General features: G+C 60.2%; 21 protein-coding genes and 2 pseudogenes. 18 read left to right on the top strand and 5 right to left on the bottom strand.

What is annotated here, in order from left to right; translation table 11 throughout:
- The first annotated feature begins 15 nt into the window (after window positions 1-15).
- The 14 genes and pseudogenes from BC360_RS00680 (at window position 16) to BC360_RS00620 (ending at window position 10,775) form a co-directional block, all read left to right on the top strand.
- Window positions 16-627 (top strand): hypothetical protein, encoded by a 612-nt coding sequence (locus tag BC360_RS00680; RefSeq protein ID WP_065793895.1) that lies wholly within the window; start codon window positions 16-18, stop codon window positions 625-627.
- Between the two features lie 51 nt (window positions 628-678).
- A complete protein-coding gene (locus tag BC360_RS00675; protein WP_065793894.1) occupies window positions 679-894 on the top strand; it encodes a hypothetical protein in 216 nt (71 codons plus the stop codon).
- Window positions 895-1,023: 129 nt separating this feature from the next.
- A pseudogene (locus tag BC360_RS00670) lies at window positions 1,024-1,287 on the top strand (DUF5309 family protein); the annotation flags it as partial.
- Window positions 1,288-1,303: 16 nt separating this feature from the next.
- Window positions 1,304-1,894 carry a hypothetical protein gene (locus BC360_RS00665; RefSeq protein ID WP_065793892.1) on the top strand — a complete coding sequence of 197 codons (591 nt, stop codon included), beginning with the start codon at window positions 1,304-1,306 and terminating at the stop codon, window positions 1,892-1,894.
- A 419-nt stretch (window positions 1,895-2,313) separates the two neighbouring features.
- On the top strand, window positions 2,314-2,715 hold the full coding sequence (locus BC360_RS00660; RefSeq protein WP_065793891.1) for a hypothetical protein: 402 nt from the start codon (window positions 2,314-2,316) through the stop codon (window positions 2,713-2,715).
- A gap of 323 nt (window positions 2,716-3,038) precedes the next feature.
- A complete protein-coding gene (locus BC360_RS32280; RefSeq protein WP_167590792.1) occupies window positions 3,039-3,206 on the top strand; it encodes a hypothetical protein in 168 nt (55 codons plus the stop codon).
- Between the two features lie 2 nt (window positions 3,207-3,208).
- Window positions 3,209-3,532: a hypothetical protein gene (locus BC360_RS00655; RefSeq protein WP_065783442.1), complete on the top strand. Its 324-nt coding sequence runs from the start codon at window positions 3,209-3,211 to the stop codon at window positions 3,530-3,532.
- Window positions 3,529-4,128: a hypothetical protein gene (locus tag BC360_RS00650; RefSeq protein WP_065793890.1), complete on the top strand. Its 600-nt coding sequence runs from the start codon at window positions 3,529-3,531 to the stop codon at window positions 4,126-4,128. Before BC360_RS00655 ends, BC360_RS00650 begins: the two co-directional genes overlap by 4 nt.
- Window positions 4,125-4,727, top strand: a complete 603-nt coding sequence (locus tag BC360_RS00645; RefSeq protein WP_065793889.1) for a hypothetical protein — start codon at window positions 4,125-4,127, stop codon at window positions 4,725-4,727. Before BC360_RS00650 ends, BC360_RS00645 begins: the two co-directional genes overlap by 4 nt.
- Before the next feature lie 2 nt (window positions 4,728-4,729).
- Window positions 4,730-6,340, top strand: coding sequence for a hypothetical protein (locus tag BC360_RS00640; RefSeq protein ID WP_413813720.1), 1,611 nt, complete (start codon window positions 4,730-4,732; stop codon window positions 6,338-6,340).
- Window positions 6,337-6,783 (top strand): GNAT family N-acetyltransferase, encoded by a 447-nt coding sequence (locus BC360_RS00635; RefSeq protein WP_065793887.1) that lies wholly within the window; start codon window positions 6,337-6,339, stop codon window positions 6,781-6,783. The genes BC360_RS00640 and BC360_RS00635 overlap by 4 nt, the downstream gene beginning before the upstream one ends.
- A 24-nt stretch (window positions 6,784-6,807) precedes the next feature.
- Complete coding sequence (locus BC360_RS00630; RefSeq protein ID WP_065793886.1) at window positions 6,808-8,427, top strand: tail fiber domain-containing protein; 1,620 nt, start codon at window positions 6,808-6,810, stop codon at window positions 8,425-8,427.
- A 387-nt stretch (window positions 8,428-8,814) separates the two neighbouring features.
- A complete protein-coding gene (locus BC360_RS32600) occupies window positions 8,815-10,284 on the top strand; it encodes a hypothetical protein (RefSeq protein WP_065793885.1) in 1,470 nt (489 codons plus the stop codon).
- Between the two features lie 11 nt (window positions 10,285-10,295).
- The gene (locus BC360_RS00620) at window positions 10,296-10,775 is read left to right on the top strand and encodes a hypothetical protein (protein WP_065793884.1); all 480 of its coding nucleotides are present in this window, start codon (window positions 10,296-10,298) and stop codon (window positions 10,773-10,775) included.
- A gap of 387 nt (window positions 10,776-11,162) precedes the next feature.
- Here BC360_RS00620 and BC360_RS00615 read toward each other — a convergent pair.
- Window positions 11,163-12,267 (bottom strand): annotated as a pseudogene (locus BC360_RS00615) (IS3 family transposase).
- A 626-nt stretch (window positions 12,268-12,893) separates the two neighbouring features.
- Here BC360_RS00615 and BC360_RS00605 point away from each other — a divergent pair.
- From BC360_RS00605 to BC360_RS00590, 4 genes are all read left to right on the top strand, one after another.
- Window positions 12,894-13,469 carry a hypothetical protein gene (locus BC360_RS00605; protein ID WP_065793882.1) on the top strand — a complete coding sequence of 192 codons (576 nt, stop codon included), beginning with the start codon at window positions 12,894-12,896 and terminating at the stop codon, window positions 13,467-13,469.
- Window positions 13,470-13,935: 466 nt separating this feature from the next.
- A complete protein-coding gene (locus BC360_RS00600; protein ID WP_065783475.1) occupies window positions 13,936-14,589 on the top strand; it encodes a lysozyme in 654 nt (217 codons plus the stop codon).
- A gap of 117 nt (window positions 14,590-14,706) precedes the next feature.
- The gene (locus BC360_RS32595) at window positions 14,707-14,964 is read left to right on the top strand and encodes a hypothetical protein (protein WP_083222368.1); all 258 of its coding nucleotides are present in this window, start codon (window positions 14,707-14,709) and stop codon (window positions 14,962-14,964) included.
- Entirely contained in the window at window positions 14,951-15,325 is a 375-nt protein-coding gene (locus BC360_RS00590; protein WP_065783434.1) for a DUF1515 family protein, read from the top strand. Before BC360_RS32595 ends, BC360_RS00590 begins: the two co-directional genes overlap by 14 nt.
- 161 nt (window positions 15,326-15,486) lie before the next feature.
- Here the strand turns inward: BC360_RS00590 and BC360_RS00585 are convergent, their stop codons facing one another.
- From BC360_RS00585 to BC360_RS32050, 4 genes are all read right to left on the bottom strand, one after another.
- On the bottom strand, window positions 15,487-15,750 hold the full coding sequence (locus BC360_RS00585; RefSeq protein WP_053252552.1) for a hypothetical protein: 264 nt from the start codon (window positions 15,748-15,750) through the stop codon (window positions 15,487-15,489).
- Between the two features lie 277 nt (window positions 15,751-16,027).
- Complete coding sequence (locus BC360_RS00580; protein WP_065783433.1) at window positions 16,028-16,273, bottom strand: hypothetical protein; 246 nt, start codon at window positions 16,271-16,273, stop codon at window positions 16,028-16,030.
- A gap of 31 nt (window positions 16,274-16,304) precedes the next feature.
- A complete protein-coding gene (locus tag BC360_RS00575) occupies window positions 16,305-16,508 on the bottom strand; it encodes a hypothetical protein (RefSeq protein ID WP_065783432.1) in 204 nt (67 codons plus the stop codon).
- A gap of 362 nt (window positions 16,509-16,870) precedes the next feature.
- A complete protein-coding gene (locus BC360_RS32050) occupies window positions 16,871-17,167 on the bottom strand; it encodes a hypothetical protein (RefSeq protein ID WP_065783431.1) in 297 nt (98 codons plus the stop codon).
- Window positions 17,168-17,252 lie beyond the last annotated feature (85 nt).

Below are 17,252 nucleotides of genomic sequence, written 5' to 3'. Positions count from 1 at the left end.
AGTCGGAGAGGCTTCTTGTTTAGAGTGACAGTATCGGCCCTGGCCACCCTCTGGTTTTTTGGTTTCGCGTTACCCGCCGCCGCTGGGGCGGAACGGGTGGTCGAGGCGTTGTTTGCCTGCGACACCGACTTTTTCGAGGTTCTGAAAAGTGAGCGATCGGCGTTCCGTTCTCAGGAAGTCAGGACGGTCCTTTACGAACATCTGCGTACAGACATTGTCGAATTTGATCCGCCGGTGGAAGTGCTTGGCCTTCGCCTCACCAGCTATAGACAGGACACGGTGCTGAATTACGGCCTTCGGCCTTCCGCCTTTTCCTGGGGGTTTCAGGTTGATGAAACGCCCGTAGGGACTGCCCTCGCCCTTTGGAAGTACTTTCCCGGCGAGAAGCCCTTCCGGGGAACCGTTGACATGCTGCAGGCGACAAAGGGGTATCCGGATCAGCCGGGGAAACTCTTCGCGATTTCAAAGCCGAGACTGGCCGGGGAAACCGGCGCCAATCTGGAATGTCATTCGGGACGAAAAGATCTCGGCAACATCTGGTCCTTACCGGACGTCGTGGATTTGTTTTCCGAGACTTGGGCCAGCGGGAGCCGATGGCAAGCCTGGATTTTTGGTTGGCTGGATTGAGCACGCTGGGAGCAAAGGTCCAAGCACTGCTACCGATGCTGGGATGAGTTCATGAACTCACTCTACGCCACCGACGAGCTTCAATCTGCAACGAAACGCGTGTCCGACACGTTTCTGTCTCCAAACAAAAGCCTGGCGCATCTGGACAGGCGACAGAATGCGGCCGGCGACGCGATGAAGCTGTCAAACTACGAAACGGACACGCTTTACGATCACCGCCCCTCAAGGACGCCGATACCCGGGCGCGTCCGTGACACGACCCTCTGACCTTTCCCGAACTCCAGATCGCAAGGGCGTTTGCGGCGCCGCCAGCCGAGAGCGTAAGGGACTGGAGGCGTTTCATTCTGTCTGATCTCGCACTTGTTCTTGAAATGTTCTGTACAGTCAGCGCCCCTTACCAAGGCGATCCTCGAACAGGTGATGCAGACGGGCTACCAGAACGGCGCCAACTTCCGCCACGTCTCGGTTTCGCCCTATGTGAAATCGGTGTTCGTCACCTTCATGTCCGACGCGAACGTGGCGCCGTTCCGCTGCTCTGTTTCGCAAGGGGGTGAGCGCAACACCATCGTGGCGACGGCCGACTATTACGAGGGCCCGTTCGGCACGGTGATGATCCACCCGAACCGGGATTGGCGACGGCGTACGCACGACAAACCATGATAACGAGAGTTGAGATGTGACCCAAAATGACAAGACGCTCAACTGGGTGGGCTTGCCCGCCAGAATTCAATCCGTTCGCGAGGCGATCAACTATTTCGACGAAAGTCCGGCCCTGAGCAATAAACGTATTGCTCAAGTCGAGGCGCCGCACAGCGCGGAAGCGCGCTTCCGCTATCCGCCGGTAAGCGAACTCCTGAGTGACGATTTCGGCGTTGGGGCAATGCCCTCCCACGGGGCTCCCGGCATCGGCAGCTTCAGCACGCGCCATCCCTTGCTTCCAACCGAGAGCTTTCGACAGTTGGTGGCGACAGATCGGGCCGCCGACAATATTGCCTCGAAAGCTGGAGGCAGAGATCGTGTCGCCGAAGGTGGCCGCATGAACGCTGCCATGAAATCCACTCGGGACGGATCCAACGATATCGGCTGGAGTGAATTTGGTTCTGTGCTTGGTTCCGCGATTGGGGGCCTCCTTGGTAGCGGCGCGGCGTCGGTTGCGGGTGCTGTTGGCGGGCACTATCTCGGAGGCTATGGGCCGGGCCTCCTGAAGGAAACCGGCAGGGCCGTGGGGCGAGGCGGTTTCAACGGCGATCTGAGCGGCCTGCGTTGAAAGCGATGCGGGTCTCCCCTATGCAAGGGTCGAGCAGACCGTCTCTCCCTCAAAGGGCCCAGATATGCACCATCTTAAGGAAGCGCTGATATTTGCCGCATTTGTGCACTTGTTTATTTCACTGCTTGGGGAAATTCTAAAGATCGCACCAAGAATGGGGGGTGTGCCACCGGCAGTTGTCAGATTCGTTGGGGCATTGTCCGCAGTGTTATTTGTTAGATATCTGTTGTTGCCACTGTAAGTAGGAAGCGGATACGCGCCGTGGCTCTGTTTCAAGGTTGCCGAAACCGCGGTTGACGCGATTGCATTTCGCAATGATTTCATCCCTTTATTGCTTTTAGCTACCTGTGAAGGATGGAGGCAGGCAAACTCCGACAACTGGCGGTCGAAAGCCCCTTTGAGGGAAGAAGGCTTCTGGAGTGGGCTTTTCCCGGTCGCCGGTGACCTTTGCCGAGCCAGTCAGAGCTTACGGGCTGGATCTGACAGGGTATACCCAGATGCTGCACAAGAAGGACAGCAAGCCGGTTGCTTTCTGGTGGGGGTTCCGTGCGAAGGACGACGCGCGGCTCGCTGCCCATTGGCTCTCGACGCGCGCCGAGACCCTGAGTAAGGCGCAACGCACCGGCTGGGGGGAATGGGTGATGGAAACGCGCCCTCGGGCGAATGCTGTCGGTGAGGCGGCGAAGGAATCCGCCTACCGTGTCTTCAAGGTCGAACCGTCGCATTTCCCGATGCTCATAAATGTGCTTTGTGGTGCAACCGCTGACATGATGGGCGACATGACGGTCTTCCCCGAGCCCGAAAGCTTGTTCAAGCGATGAGATCGAAACGGGAAGCCGAGGTAACCGATCACCGGCCTTTTCGGGTTCCGGCTTCTCCGATCGATAATCGGCGGCACGGTCCTTCACGAAGCGTCGAGGCACTGTCGAACACCGCCGATATCACCCGGAATGCGTGCCAATAGGGGTGGCATTGACCGCCCGTTGGCACCGGTCTGCGTAGTGCCGAGATGGCACTGAATCCGTAGTATCGCTGGGTGGTGTTGCAGCGCCGTCGTGCTGATGCGCGGCTGTGTGCCACTTTCAATCGAACAAATCTTGGCAAGGCGGTTCTTCGGAGCCGCCTTTTTTCATGGAGAATTTTGATGTCCGAAACAAAGAAATCCGTGCCGGTCCGTCTCGTCTATGACGTCTGGTTCCAGGAAGGCGAACGCACGGCTGCCGGTGCTGTCGTGTCCGTCGGCCTCGACGAGGCCAAGGCGCTGATCGCGGCCGGCAAGGCCGAGCGCGCCGATCCGCTGCCGGGGGAGTGATCATGCTGATCCGTGACGGGGCGTGGACGCTCTACGACCACGACATGGCGAGCGGCCGGTGCGTCTGGCACCAGTTCGACGGGGAGAAGGACGTCTATCGCGTCGACTATCCCGTCGACAACCTGATCAGCGAAAACCTCGATGTGCGCAACAGCGCCGAAAAGGTCTGGCGCGGCGACTGGCACCGCGTTGCCTCCATTCCTCTCAACGTCGCGCATTCCTCCGGCCTCGTCGAGGCGCATTCGCAGGGTGACGACCGGTTCGTCAAACGGTTTCTCAACGATGGCGACAACCGTGCCTGGCGCACGAAGGACGGGCAGCTATGACAATTTCCGACTATGCCTCCCTGATCGTCGATGCGGGCGAATACAGCGGCCGCAACGACGTCGCCCATCTCTTTTCCCGCTTCCTCGGCCTTGCCGAGCTGAAGCTCAACCGCGCGCTGCGCGTCAGCGACATGGAGCACAAGGCGCCGATTGCCGTCATCGACGGCGAGGCGCCCTTGCCGGCCGATTTCCTGGAGACGCGGCAGGTGCTTTCGGCAAGCGGCCTGCCGATCCGGGCCGTCGCGCTACAGCAGCTTGCTGCCAATGCGCAAGGAGGGGCGGGGCCGCCGGTCGGATATGCCATTGTCGGAAACCGGATCAAGGTTCTGCCTGGCGGCAACCATGGGCTGACGATGACCTATTACCGCAAGGTCCCGCCGCTTTCCCCCGCCAATCCAACGAACTGGCTCCTGGAGAAGGCGGCCGATGTCTACCTCTACGCACTGGTCGAGGAAATCGCCGTCTGGGAGCGCGATGCCGGCAAGGCCGGGGCGGCGCAGGAACTGAAACTGATGGCGCTTTCGGGCCTCAAGATCGGCGACGAACGCGCGCGCTGGGGTGATGCACAGATGACTGTCGGAGGAGCCACGCCATGACCCTGATTTCCGTAATCAACGAGGTCTGCGACATCGTTTCGCTCGACCGTTTCGACAGCGTCTATGGATCGAACGACCCGAACGCCCAGACGATGGTGGCGCTGGCGCAGGAGGCGGGCGAGGAGATCTCGCGGCGCGGCGACTGGCAGCGCATGCTGAAGCAGCACGTGGTGCTGGCTCTGCCGCTGAGCCTGCCGGCGGACTATCAGCGCCTGACGCCGGGCGGCGCGATCCGCACCGCCACGGGCAGCTTTTTCCGACCGATCACCAACAGTTCGCAGTGGGCAGTGATTGCCGCGGCCGCTCCGGCGCAACCCTACTTCTTCATCAGGGACAACCAGATCCACCTGTCTCCGGCTTCTGCCGGGGTGGGCGCCGTCATCGACTACGTCGCCAGGAACTGGGTGCTTGGCGATCCCTTCGAGGAGCGCGACACGCTGAAGGCCGACGACGACCGGCCGCTGTTTGCCGAGCGGCTTCTGACCAAGGGCATCCTCTGGCGGTGGAAGCGCCAGAAGGGGCTGCCCTATGACGACAGCCTGGCCGAATTCGAGGCCGAGCTGATCCAGGAAATCAACGCCGACCGGGGGGCATCATGAGAATGGATGTGCGGCCCGGCCGGATCGGGCAGAGCAACCGCGGGGCGGTCGCCATCGGGCGTCAGCAGACGTCGCAGCCGATCACCTTTCCGGCGCCGAAGAACGGTCTGGTGACAACGGCGGACATGGCCTCGCAACAGTCGGGCTCGGCCACTGTGCTACGCAACTTCCTGCCGACGCTGGTGGGATGCCGCATTCGCGGCGGATCGCAGAAGCGTGGAAAGGCTCTCGATGGCGGCACGATCCGCAGTGCCTTCAAATACAAATACGGCGCGATCGAAAAGCTGTTCATGGCGACCGATACGGCGATCTACGACATGACGTCGCCGGCCGCACCGCCGGCGACGACGTCGGCGGCAACGGCCGGACTGACCAGCGGCGACTGGTGCACGTTCCAGCACACCAACGCCGGCAACTCCTTCCTCATCTGCCTCAACGGCGCCGACCAGCGCCGCGTCTACAACGGCAGCACATGGGCGACGACACCGGCGATCACCTTTTCCGATGCAACAACTGCCGCCCAGCTGAACTACGGCTGGCTCTTCAAGAACCGTCAGTTCTTCCTGAAGAATGCGACGCTTGATGCCTACTACCTGCCTGTCAACGCCATTGGCGGGGCGGCTGCGGTGTTTCCGCTTGGCGGGGTGATGAAGAAGGGCGGCTCACTCCTGACCGGTTTTTCCTGGTCGGTCGAAAGCGGCGACGGTCTTTCCGATCTCTGCGTGTTCGTCTCGAGCGAAGGAGAGGTGGCCGTTTATGCCGGCTCCGACCCTGGTGACGCCAATAGTTTTGCATTGAAGGGCGTCTACCAGATCGGCCGGCCACTCGGCAAAAATGCCTGGATCCGTGCCGGCGGCGACATCCTGATCGCCACCAGCGACGGGTTGACGCCGATTTCGCAGGTGTTTCAGCGCGACCGGCAGGCGCTGAGCCAGGTATCGGTGTCGCGGCCGATCGAGGACGACTGGCGCCGAGCGGCAAACGCCACGGGTGCCGGCTGGGTGATGAAGCAATGGCCGGAGCAGAACCTGGTGTTCATCGCCTTTCCTGCCAATGCCGTGGTCATCGACACGACCTTCGTGCTCAACGTGCTGAACGGCCGCTGGTCGACCATCAGCAACTGGAAGGCGACCTGCTACGAGACCCTGCAGGGCGGCCTGTTTTTCGGCTCGCTCAACGGTCTGTGCTGGCAGGGCGACACGACAGGCACGGATGACGGGCTGACCTTTACCGCCGCCTATCTTTCGCAGTTTGCATCGGCCGGCCAGTTCGGTCAGCGCACGGCGGCGACGATGGCACACATGTATTTCCGGGCGAAGTCCGAGCCGAAGGTTCGCCTCTTTGCCCGCGCCGATTTCGACAACGCAATACCGACCTTCACCACTGTGACCGCAGGCGATGCCGCGTCATCGGAGTGGGACGTGGGGCTTTGGGACGTCGGCGTCTGGGACGGGCTGTCGCAGCAGCAGCGCTACAGTTTTCGCCAGAACGTGCGCGCGGCAGGCGACATGCTCGCCGTTGGCTGTGTCATCACCTCGGGCGGGCCTGCAAAGCTCGACCTCGAGGTGGACCTCGCGACGTTGCAGGTGGCAGCCGGCGAGGCGAGCACATGAATATCATCTGGGGCGGCGCCGGCAACCCGGCGACAAACCAGGCGATCGCCGACTTCGTCGCCGGCCACATCGACGGCTGCGAACGCGGCTTTGCCGACTTCACTACCATGGGCGTGACCGAGGGGGACAAGCTGATCGCCGGTGTGGTCTTTCACAATTATGTGCCGGAGGCCGGCGTCATCGAGCTTTCCTCCGCCTCGACAAGCAAGCGCTGGCTGACGCGGCAGGTGCTGAAAGCCATGTTCGGCTATCCGCTGGACGAGATCGGCTGCCAGATGGTGGTGCTGCGCGTCTCCGAGCGCAACACTGGCATGATCGCCATCGCCAAGCGCTTCGGCTTTGACAGCTACCGCATCCCGCGCCTGCGCGGGCGGGATGAGGCGGAAATCATCTTCACACTCACTGACAACGACTGGCGGGCACATCCCGTCAATCAAAGGTAATCAACATGGGCAAAGGCAGGTAACATGGGCAAGTCCAAAGCACCGAAGCCGCCGGATCCGCGCGAAACCGCGGCGGCGCAAACCTCGACGAACATCGCCACTGCGGTAGCGAACGGCTATATCGGCAACGTCAACCAGGTAACGCCCGATGGCAGCCTGACCTATACGCAGACCGGCACGAACAAGTGGCGTGACCCGATGAGCGGCGCTGTCTACGATCTGCCGACCGTGACGGCGACGCAGACGCTCTCGCCGGCGCAACAGGCGATCAAGGATCAGACGGACGCCGCGGAAAAGAACCTGGCGACGCTTGCCAACAACCAGTCGGGCAGGCTGAACGACCTGCTCGGCAAGCCGATCGACCTTTCCGGGGCGCCGGCAGCCGGCAATCCGTCCTCGATCAGCCTGCCGAACTACGTGCAATATGGCGGCGGTCCGAGCCTGCAGACAAACCTCGGCAACACCGGCACCATCCAGAACACGATTGCCGGGGCCGGCGACATTCAGAAGAGTGTCGGCAATGCCGGTACCATTCAGACGTCTGTCGGCAACGCCGGCGACATTACCCGCTCCTACGAGACGAACTTCGACACCAAGCGCTACGAGGACGCGCTGATGGCGCGGATGAACCCGCAGCTCGAGCGGGATCGGGCGGCACTGGAAACGCAGCTTGCCAACCAGGGCCTGCAGCCGGGCTCGGAAGCCTACAACCGGGCGATCGACCAGGCGAGCCGGCAGGCAAACGATGCACGTTTCGGCGCCATTCTCAATGCCGGGCAGGAACAATCGCGGCTCGTGGGGCTGGCGCGCGATGCGGCTGGTTTCCAGAACAATGCCCAGCAACAGGCCTATAACCAGACGCTGACGAGCGGCCAATTCGCCAATCAGGCGCAGAACCAGCAATACACCCAGAACGCCAACACCATGCAGCAGGCGAATGCTGCGCAGCAGCAGCTCTTTGCCCAGAACCAGGCGCAGCAGCAGGCGATGAACGCCGCCCAGCAGCAGAGCTTCAACCAGGCGCTGGCGGCCGCCGGCTTCAGCAACGAGGCGCAGCAGCAGATGCACCAGAACGGCCAGTCGGCAGCGGCTGCCAACAACGCGCTGAAGGACCAAACCTATAACGCCCAGCAGGCGCAGATAGCCGCGCAGAACGCGGCAAGGGCGCAATATCTCAACGAAATGTATGCCCAGCGCAACCAGCCGATCAACGAGATCTCCAGCCTGCTTTCTGGCGCCCAGGTGAGCAACCCCAACTTCGTGCCGACGCAGGGGCAGCGGATCGAGCCGGTGAATTATGCCGGGCTGGTGCAGAGCAACTATCAAGGACAATTGGACGCTTATAGGACGCGCCAACAGGCGGCCAGTGGTTTGCTGGGAAATGTGCTCGGTATGTTCAACTTTGGCAAGGGAACCCAATCGGATCGTCGGCTCAAGAAGGACATCAAGAAAGTCGGCAAACTCGACGGGCATTCGCTCTACGAATACCGTTACAAGGACGAGCCGCAGCGTGGCGCTAAGCACATCGGCGTGATGGCGCAGGAGGTGGAAAAGACCCGCCCCGACGCCGTCAGCTGCGACCCGGACGGCATGCGCCGCGTCGACTATGGCCGGCTGTTTTCCGCCGGGAGGAAGAAGCGGTAGGCGGCTTGCGGTGCTTGATACGCCACGGGTCCCAGCGGCTGACCGCCGACGAAATCGCGCGACATCGCCTGCCACTTCGACGCGTCTGACCCGACAACGGAGGCATTTGACGGGGATGCCGTTGTGGCAGGCCGCCGTGTTTGCGGACGTCTTGCGAGGCGGCCCAGATTCAGGCGGCGAGCGCAACGGCGGCCACCGGCTTTCAATCCGATCTACGACAAGGGCAGTCAAATCTCGATCCAACTGCGAAACAACATAGCTGGCCAAGGTCTGGCAGGGACCTTCGTGCGCCTAAGCAGATGCACCGGGGCTGCAGCGCAACCATCTCACCAATAACTCGAACGACTTGGAAGCCCCTGTCACGGGGTGTTTCTATGGAGAAAAGCCATGCCCAGAACAGGCGGCGTCTACTCGCCCCCCGCCGGCACCAAAGGGGTGCCGAACACGACAATCCAGAGCGTGCCTTACAACACGCTGATCGATGACTTGGCGGCGGATGCCAATGCGGCTCGCCCGGTCACGACCGGCGGTACCGGAGCGACGTCGGCAAGTGGTGCTCGAACAGCACTCGGCGTTGAGATCGGAACCAACGTGCAGGCGTATGATGCAGGCTTGCAGTCGATCGCCGGTCTGGTGACCGTCGCTGACCAGATTATCTACACGACCGCGTTGGACGTGTACGCCACAACCGCACTGACGCCATTTGCTCGAACGCTGCTCGATGACGCGGACGCGGCAACTGCTCGGGCGACGCTAGGGGCGAACAATGCATCGAACCTGACGGCTGGTACCGTCAGTGACGCGCGGCTGCCGACGACGATGGGAGGGAAGACGTTCAGCTCTCCTATCGCCGCCAAAGATACGGTCGCGATCGACTCGGATGGGAACCGCAACGTTGTACTTCGCTCTGCAGCAGGTGTTACGCGCGGCATGGTGCGACACGATCAAAGCGCCAACGCAATAATTGTCAGCCTGTTTGACCCCGCAGGCACCTGGTATCGTGACCTCGTGCTCAACCACGACGGCGGTATCAGTTGGGGTAACAATAAGGTCTGGCACGAGGGCAACGACGGGTCCGGCTCGGGCCTCGATGCTGACACAGTGCGCGGCGTCGTTCCTGACACCAATGCGTCAGCATGGACGGCAGTGCAGCGCAACGGTGCCGGCGGTATCAACGCCCAGGATGTTACTGCCAGCCGAGGCAACGGTACTGGGGTGGTCTTCCTTGGAGGTGGTTCGCGCTACCTGCACTACGACGGTGCCAACTATATCATGCCGGCGGCCGGTCTCAGCATCGGCGGTAATCTAACCATCACCGGCGGCGCCATCTACCAAGGCGACGGGAACGTCTACATGCCGTGGGCGGGGAACTACCTTAGTAACGTCCTCAACAGCAAGATCACCACCGATGGTCGTTCGTACCCTCGCAGGATCGGTGGTGGTGACCTGAACTTCAACTGGTCTGGTCAAGGTGGGCAACCGTCTTGGCTTTGGGGCGGTAACGACGGCATCAACATGTACGTGTACAACCCGTCGAATTTCAATGTGAACTTCGCCAACGGCGCAGGTAATGCTGACACGGTCGATGGTCTCCATGCCTCGGCCTTCGCTCAGCTTTACACAGGTGGCGGTGCCAACGATACAAATTTCCCTGTCGGTCACGTCATTTCTCTGTCTCACAATGGCGGCATCATTGCCAGAAACGCGACAATTATTCCAAGCCTCTACGCTGGGGACTCCGGGCAGTATGTCGGATACGCAAGCGGAGCGGCTTTGGCCGGAACTTGGCGACTCCGTGGACTAACCGCATCACACGGTGGGGGTTCGTATAGTTGGATAGTTCAACGAGTCGCATAAGAGGGAAACCTATGACTACGCTGCATAAAGTTCACTCGGTTAAAGCCACGGCCACCTCTGGTGTGTACGAGGTGGATGCTACAATCACGACTCTGGATGAAGACGTCAGGAGAGACATCTTCATTAGCCGCCAGGATGATCCTTACGGGATCGGTCCGTCTGTGCGTCAGTGGCTTGAAATGAATCCGGAATTTCCGATCATTCCGTATGAGCCTGAGCTCCCGACTCCGGAAGAAGTCAGGGCGCGAATGCCCAGCCTCACTGCCAGACAACTCCGGCTCGGACTCATTACCAACGGATACAGTCTCTCGGCGGTTGATACTGCAATCGCTGCGATTCCGGATCCGAATCAACGTGAATACCGTAAGGTGGAGTGGGATTATGCGACGAGCTTCAACCGAATGCACCCGCTGATCGCGACCGTCGGCGCCGCGCTCCGCCTGAGTGATACCCAGATTGACGCAATGTGGCTCGCAGCGGTTAGCCTCTGAGGATGCTGCCTCAACGGACTGTACGGGGGGCTCACACCGGCGAGCATCTTGATAATGTCGTCCTCCAGTTTATGACAGAGATCTTCATACTCCTCGATGGTCGTGGGGTCTGGCGTCAGTCGCTCGCGTAACTCATCGCGCTTCACAGCGGGCTAAAGTCAAAACCCAATCAGCATATTGATGGTGCTTGATTTCTATGATTCTCTTTCGAGCAGATTGGAGTTGGATCATGGGAAGCGAATTCTGGTTGAGCGATCGGCAATGGTCCGTCATTGATCTGAACTGATCTGAACCCTTCAAACTCTACCATCCGCTGGTCCAGAAACTTGGGGCGGTTCACATTTGCGACGGACTCTACAAAATTCGGAGGAAGTTTAGGGTCTCAGGTCAGTAAGCCTGATCCGGCGTCTGCCGGTCAAGCGATGAATGTGGGCGTCGTTGGTTGTAAAAGCCTGTATAGCGACCAATTCCAACACGGGCCTCCGGCATGCATTTGTAGGCGTGGAGGTAGACTTCTTCATATTTGATCAACCGCCAGAACCGCTCGACGAAGACGTTGTCCCGCCACGCGCCCCTGCCGTCCATCGAGATGTCGATCTCAGCCTTCTTCAGCGCCGCCGTGAAGTCGACGGAGGTGAACTGTGATCCCTGGTCCGTGTTGAAGATGTCCGGCTTGCCATACTGAGCAAGAGCTTCCTCGACTGCCTCGATACAGAAAGCCGTCTCCATCGTGATCGACAGCCGCCACGACAGAACCCGACGAGTGAACCAATCGACCACAGCGCAGAGATAGACGAAGCCCCGCGCCATTGGGATGTAGCTGATGTCCATAGCCCAGACCTGATTGGGTCTGGTGACCGCCAGCTTGCGCAGAAGATACGGATAGACCTTGTGACCAGGTGCCGGTTTAGACGTGTTGGGACGACGGTAAATCGCCTCAATGCCCATCTTCTTCGTCAGCGTCGCGACGTGAAGCCGTCCTGTCTGAAGCCCTTCCGCCTTCAAAAGCCCCTGCAACATCCGGCTTCCGGCAAATGGAAAGTCGAGATGCAGTTCGTCGATCCGTCGCATCAGCGTCAGATCGCCGTCTGACACAGGACGCGGCGAATAATAGACGCTGCCCCGACTGAACCCGAGAAGCTTCGCCTGGCGGACGACCGACAGTTTGTGCCCGCGGTTGATCATTTCTTTCCGCTCAGCAACCCGGCATTGCCGAGGGCACCGGACAAAAAATCGTTCTCCAGCGTCAGTTCTCCAATCTTGGCATGCAGGGTTTTGACATCGACGGTTGGGCCTGCCGGCTCCGTCCTGGCTTCATCGCCGAAAACACCCGTCGCCCCCTCAAGCAGCTGGTCTTTCCCTGTTTGATCTGATTGGCGTGCACGTCGAACTGTTGGGATAATTCCACCAGCGTCTGTTCGCCCCTGATGACGGCGAGCGCCACCTTCGCCTTGAAAGCCGGGCTGTGGTTCCGGCGTGGTCGTCTCGTCATGCTTTCTCCTGTTTCCGGCATCTAAGCCAACGTCAGGCAGAAATTCCACTTATCCCGGCTGTTCAAATTTCCCGAGCCAGCTCTAAATTGTCGGCAAGTGTTGTGAGGCTTTCGCTGACTTCGCGCGCTTGCGGTGCTGTCGGGGCGAATTGCATGGTGGAGGTGTTGGCAAGTGCGGGGTGGGCTCAGAGCTCGATGCGTCGAACAGTCCGCCGTTAAGTGCGGTAATGCGCCGGCTGGCGACTGACGATGCCTTCACGCTTACGGATCCGCCTCTTGCCCAGCCGTGTCCGTTCACAGCCTATCTCTTTTTGCGATTGAGGGAGCAAGAAAGATCAATGGTAAGCTGCTCAGGTTCAAGCCCAACTTGCGACTGAAGCCACGAGTACCAGGAGAAGCGTAGCCATCAGAAGGGCGGCGCCGTATATGGCCACTGTGATGCGGCGGCGGCGTGCGCCGGTCCAATCGTAGCTCATCGTCTCGTTCCGCCGACTTTTATATCGTGACGCGGACGATCGATGATTCTGCTTAACAAATAGGAAAGCATTGTCGACAAAACTATGCTTCCGCATTCTGGATGCTGCTAGTCTGGCGTCACGTGGCTCCATGTGAGGCGGAGGTAGCGCATGCCGGATGCTTCGATCGACCTGGCCCTCTATTCGGCCGCACTGAATGTCACGGTACCGCCGGCGCTTATCCGGCCCTTTCTCGACCAATTGGCGGAGGGGCAGTTCTCCATCGATGAAATCAGGAAGCGTTGCGCGGAAAACGGTGTGCGCCTCAAGGCGCATCTGCGCAAGGGCGAACGCACCCGCAAGGACCTGCGCGCGGCCTTCGACATGCAGTCGGTGGAGCGCAGGCACCTGGATATTCTCGACATGCTGATTGCAAGCCTGGAGGCGAAAGCCGCGCGCGACGTGAGCGAGTTCGACGGGTTGTTGGACGACTTCAAGAAGAAGGTTTCGGCCCTTTCCGCCTCCGTCGACGCTGATGAAGCATCGGAGCTGGACGAAATCTACAGGACGATCGAGGCGCAGGTGCGCGTGGAGGTCGGCGAACTCTGCGATGTCGCCCTGTTTCTGCGTGGCCTGCGTTCGAGATGTAGCGACGACCGCGGCGAGAAAGAACACCTCGCCGACAGCGAAAGCCTCAAGAAGCTGCTGGGTTCATTGTCGCCACCAAAGCCGCCATCCGTTTCCTAGATCATTTCATTGTTTCATTGAAACAGCGAAATGATCTAACTCTTTGAAACTACGCAATTCCGGACGGAAAACCGTTTCATACTTTTCCTGGAATTGCTCAAGACTGGCGGCTTCTACCCACCAGCCAATCGAACAGGGCCGCCACTGGCGCCTGCACGATGCGGGGCGCGCCAAAAGTATTGCCGTCGAGTTCCGGCCTGTCAGTAGGGCTGTACCATAACGACACAGCTGACAAGCACGATGGCCAGTGCGGTCATCTTCACGAATGCGGCATCCATCATGGCGAAATCTCCCCTTTGATCGCCTAAAGCGCATCGCGGTCCTTCAGATGCGCTTTCTGCGCTTTACGCTATCGTTTTCGCGCATGTCGTTCTCGCAAAACCGCTGCACACTTTTGCGCGACATGCCTAGCAACGCGTCACCGTTGCTTCTGGTTCCCAATCTAAACAGGACAAACGACATGAACATGAACCGACGCATCAATGCGGCGGGCCTTTCGCTCGTCAAACAATGGGAAGGCCTGAAGACGAAGGCCTATCGGGACGTCGCCGGCATCTGGACCATCGGTTATGGCCACACCAGCGCTGCGGGCGCTCCGATGGTCAAGCCGGGAATGGCGATTACCGAGGCGCAGGCAGAGGAAATCTTGAGGACGGACCTGGCGACATTCGAAGAGCGGGTGTCGCGCCTCGTCAAGGTGCCGCTTACCGACAACCAGTTCGCCGTGCTTGTCTCCTTCGATTTCAACACCGGCAGGCTCGGCAAATCGACATTGCTCAAAAAGCTGAATGCCGGTGACTATGACGCCGTGCCGCTGGAGCTGATGAAGTGGGTCAATGCCGGCGGCAGGCGGGTGAAGGGACTGGTCAATCGCCGGTCTGCTGAAGCCGGGCTTTGGGCCAAGGGCGAGTTCGTCGCCTCCAACACCGTTACAGCCGCGCCGAATCCGCCCGAAGTGGTGAGCAAGGAGAACATCTCGTGGCTCGCCGGCATTCTTTCCTCGCTCGGCTTCGCGTTTACGGGCAACGGCCCGCTGCAATGGGCATTTGCCGGCATCATTGCCGCTGCCTTCGCGATCGGCGCCTTCCTCTTTCTGCGCAAGAGGCTCGATCCGGCATGATCGCCTGGCCGAAGATCCTATCCGGCGGGCTTGTGCTCGCTGCCATCACCTGGGCCGTGCTCGAAATCCGGGCGGACGGCGCCCGGTCCGTTCTTCATGCGATCGAAAGGCAGAACAATGACGCTGCGAACCGCGCTCAGGAGAAGCGCCTTGATTACGATTCCTGCCTTGATGCTGGCGGGCTGTGGGACTTCGGGGCCGGAAAATGTCATCGGTCTTAGAAGCGTCGTCGGCGTCGATCTTGTCGGCGCGCGCGGCGCGACGCCGGCAGATCAACGCAAGATAGACAGGACAGTCGTCGGCCTGTGCGCGGCGGCAGTCTGGTCAAAGGCGGACTGCACACGGCATGGAGGGCGTCAGAATGTCTCCCGCTGACATCGACGTCAGCGTGCATCGCCAGCTCGGCGAACTGGTCGCGGGCATGCGCGGTCTGCAGGAATCGATCCGCCGGATCGAGGAGGGCGCGCAACGTGCCGAAGACAAGGCGACAAGCAGCCGGGCCGGCGTCCATCAACGGATGGACCATCTGGTTGATCGTGTCGGCGATCTGGAGACTTCCGTTTCCACGCTCGGCGGTGACGTCGCGGAGATGAAACCGGTGACCGACGACGTCAAGCGCTGGAAGCTGATGGGCATCGGCGCACTCGGCGTTACCGGCATCGCCGCCATGGCGCTCGGAGTCAGCTTTGCCGAGGCGATAAGGCGGATCGTATTCGTCATTGTCGGCAAGGGGTGACGGTGCCATCCGAGGGCACTGGTTCGCCTTGGCCGGACGGCGTGAACGCAGGAGATGAGTGCCCGATGACCTACCGCTATCTCTGCGGTGTCAGCAGAGCATGAGGCATGATGGGGGCTGCTGAAATGGTTCGATTGGGACTGGCCCAACCTATGCGAAGTCTAATGAAGCGTCTGGACGGGGTGTTCGGTGAAGGTGTGGATGCCGTCGCGTTCGATGGTGGCGAGGAACTCTTCATAGGCTTCTCGGTCCGTGGGGAAGGAATCTTCCCAGACGGTGGAGTAGCCTTCCTCGTCGATTACCTCGAGCGTCCAGTCGAGATTGGAGCCCGTCGGGCGTGATATGCGGATATGGACGACGACGTCGTCGTCGGCAAACTCGCCGGACAATTCCGAAAGCTCGAGGTCTTCTTCTGTTTGGGTCATGAGCGTTTATAACATGTCCTGACTGAGCGAACCAATCCTGTGACGGTCCCTGGCCCTTGCCTGCGTGGCGAGGCTGCATTTGCGCGGCCGGTCAGGCAAGGGCGGTTTGACGTCTTGATAGGCCGAAAGGCGATTACCATACAATAGGATAGGTGCGGCCGGGGTTGCTTTGCAACCCCGGCGTCTTTTGCACGTCATGATGCTGGTAACGGTGAGCCGGCAGGCGAACCATCTGCAATCCGTGCCGGCGCCGATCGTCCTTGCTGCTTCGACCACATTACTGGTCGGGTGCCACCGACCATGGCGCGCTTCTGCGCTCGAACCACAAGGCCCGCTCGCACAGGGCTGCCTCGTCACGCGTGCCGCCGCGAAATTCGCCGATGATGAATTTCGCCAGGCGATCGGCGCGATAGTCGGTGCGTGGCATGCTTGCGGCAAGGCAGGCGGTATTGAGGACTCGCTGGAGCATGGCGATCTCAGCCGGGCTGAACGCACAGTCCAGACGCTTGGAATGATGCTGCATTTGAACCTCCCATATGCGACTGCGGCGGTTCTTATCTTGCCTTGTCGGCCCGTATCGGCTTGCGCTGACGTATCAGCTGGTCGAGGTCCGTTTTATACGGTCCGTGCTTTGCGAAAACCTCACGGGCCTCCAGCGGCGGCAGGCCGGAGGCGGCTATAAACTCCTCCAGATCGTATCGCGTGTTCCAGTTTTTGACGACTCGGCCGAACTGTCCTTTCGTGTCTGATGCAAACATAACGAACCTCCCGTTCTGGAGGATAAATTCCCGATGCGAACGGTGGTTCCACGGTGTTGAAAATTCCGTTTTCAGGTGCGTTCAGACCCTGCTCTCGATGCGCGGAGCGCCATCTTGCCCGCGGCGCAGCCGGGGACGTCTGCACGGCACGCGTCGCCTTGTGTTCGGTGAAAATTCATCTGCCCAGGCAGCCTCACGACCGACGGTTGTCGACAATTTTCTGTGATAGGCCAGAAATCGCCACACGCGGCCCGTTGCAGTTGTGGTTCTGCAAGCGGGACCGGAATAGAATGCGCCATTACACATTATCTTGAATGCGGTCTCGTTTATCCACGGAGAGGCCGCATTTTTTTGTCACCGCCTCAGCGGTGATGCGGGCTGCGCCGAGCGGGTCTGGCGACCCAGATGTCGACGGTTTCCATCTCTTCTGTCTTTGACGGCATCCTTCGCAGTTCGCGCCATAGCGCGCGTTCGAGCAGCGTGCGCTCGTTGCTATTGCCGATGCGAAACTCATCCATGATGAACTTGGCCAGCCGGTTGGCACTTTCGCCGCGGCGCGGGACGTGTGCGGCAAAGCAGGTCGCGTCGAATACCCGCTGCAGCATTTCGATGTCATCCGGACTCAATTCACTGCCCGAAGCCTCCGGGAGATCATGCATTCGAACCTCCTTCATGGACGTCCATAGCCAATGCCGAAAGAAGAGAGGATACATCAGTCGCGATACTGGGCAATACGGAAATATT

The organism is Ensifer sp. LC163 (assembly GCF_001695855.1).
Taxonomy (GTDB): domain Bacteria; phylum Pseudomonadota; class Alphaproteobacteria; order Rhizobiales; family Rhizobiaceae; genus Ensifer.
Note: the sequence above shows the minus strand (reverse complement) of the source record. Positions and strands in the feature narration are given on the sequence as shown.

What these genes read in the sequence shown, in the direction of transcription:
- BC360_RS00585 (WP_053252552.1), bottom strand. Translation starts at nt 15,750, where the DNA reads ATGACCCAAACAGAAGAAGACCTCGAGCTTTCGGAATTGTCCGGCGAG.
- BC360_RS32595 (WP_083222368.1), top strand. Translation starts at nt 14,707, where the DNA reads ATGACGCTGCGAACCGCGCTCAGGAGAAGCGCCTTGATTACGATTCCT.
- BC360_RS00640 (WP_413813720.1), top strand. Translation starts at nt 4,730, where the DNA reads ATGGATGTGCGGCCCGGCCGGATCGGGCAGAGCAACCGCGGGGCGGTC.
- BC360_RS00590 (WP_065783434.1), top strand. Translation starts at nt 14,951, where the DNA reads ATGTCTCCCGCTGACATCGACGTCAGCGTGCATCGCCAGCTCGGCGAA.
- BC360_RS00630 (WP_065793886.1), top strand. Translation starts at nt 6,808, where the DNA reads ATGGGCAAGTCCAAAGCACCGAAGCCGCCGGATCCGCGCGAAACCGCG.
- BC360_RS00650 (WP_065793890.1), top strand. Translation starts at nt 3,529, where the DNA reads ATGACAATTTCCGACTATGCCTCCCTGATCGTCGATGCGGGCGAATAC.
- BC360_RS00620 (WP_065793884.1), top strand. Translation starts at nt 10,296, where the DNA reads ATGACTACGCTGCATAAAGTTCACTCGGTTAAAGCCACGGCCACCTCT.
- BC360_RS00580 (WP_065783433.1), bottom strand. Translation starts at nt 16,273, where the DNA reads ATGCAGCATCATTCCAAGCGTCTGGACTGTGCGTTCAGCCCGGCTGAG.
- BC360_RS00600 (WP_065783475.1), top strand. Translation starts at nt 13,936, where the DNA reads ATGAACCGACGCATCAATGCGGCGGGCCTTTCGCTCGTCAAACAATGG.
- BC360_RS00605 (WP_065793882.1), top strand. Translation starts at nt 12,894, where the DNA reads ATGCCGGATGCTTCGATCGACCTGGCCCTCTATTCGGCCGCACTGAAT.
- BC360_RS00635 (WP_065793887.1), top strand. Translation starts at nt 6,337, where the DNA reads ATGAATATCATCTGGGGCGGCGCCGGCAACCCGGCGACAAACCAGGCG.
- BC360_RS00655 (WP_065783442.1), top strand. Translation starts at nt 3,209, where the DNA reads ATGCTGATCCGTGACGGGGCGTGGACGCTCTACGACCACGACATGGCG.
- BC360_RS32600 (WP_065793885.1), top strand. Translation starts at nt 8,815, where the DNA reads ATGCCCAGAACAGGCGGCGTCTACTCGCCCCCCGCCGGCACCAAAGGG.
- BC360_RS00645 (WP_065793889.1), top strand. Translation starts at nt 4,125, where the DNA reads ATGACCCTGATTTCCGTAATCAACGAGGTCTGCGACATCGTTTCGCTC.
- BC360_RS00675 (WP_065793894.1), top strand. Translation starts at nt 679, where the DNA reads ATGAACTCACTCTACGCCACCGACGAGCTTCAATCTGCAACGAAACGC.
- BC360_RS32050 (WP_065783431.1), bottom strand. Translation starts at nt 17,167, where the DNA reads ATGCATGATCTCCCGGAGGCTTCGGGCAGTGAATTGAGTCCGGATGAC.
- BC360_RS00575 (WP_065783432.1), bottom strand. Translation starts at nt 16,508, where the DNA reads ATGTTTGCATCAGACACGAAAGGACAGTTCGGCCGAGTCGTCAAAAAC.
- BC360_RS32280 (WP_167590792.1), top strand. Translation starts at nt 3,039, where the DNA reads ATGTCCGAAACAAAGAAATCCGTGCCGGTCCGTCTCGTCTATGACGTC.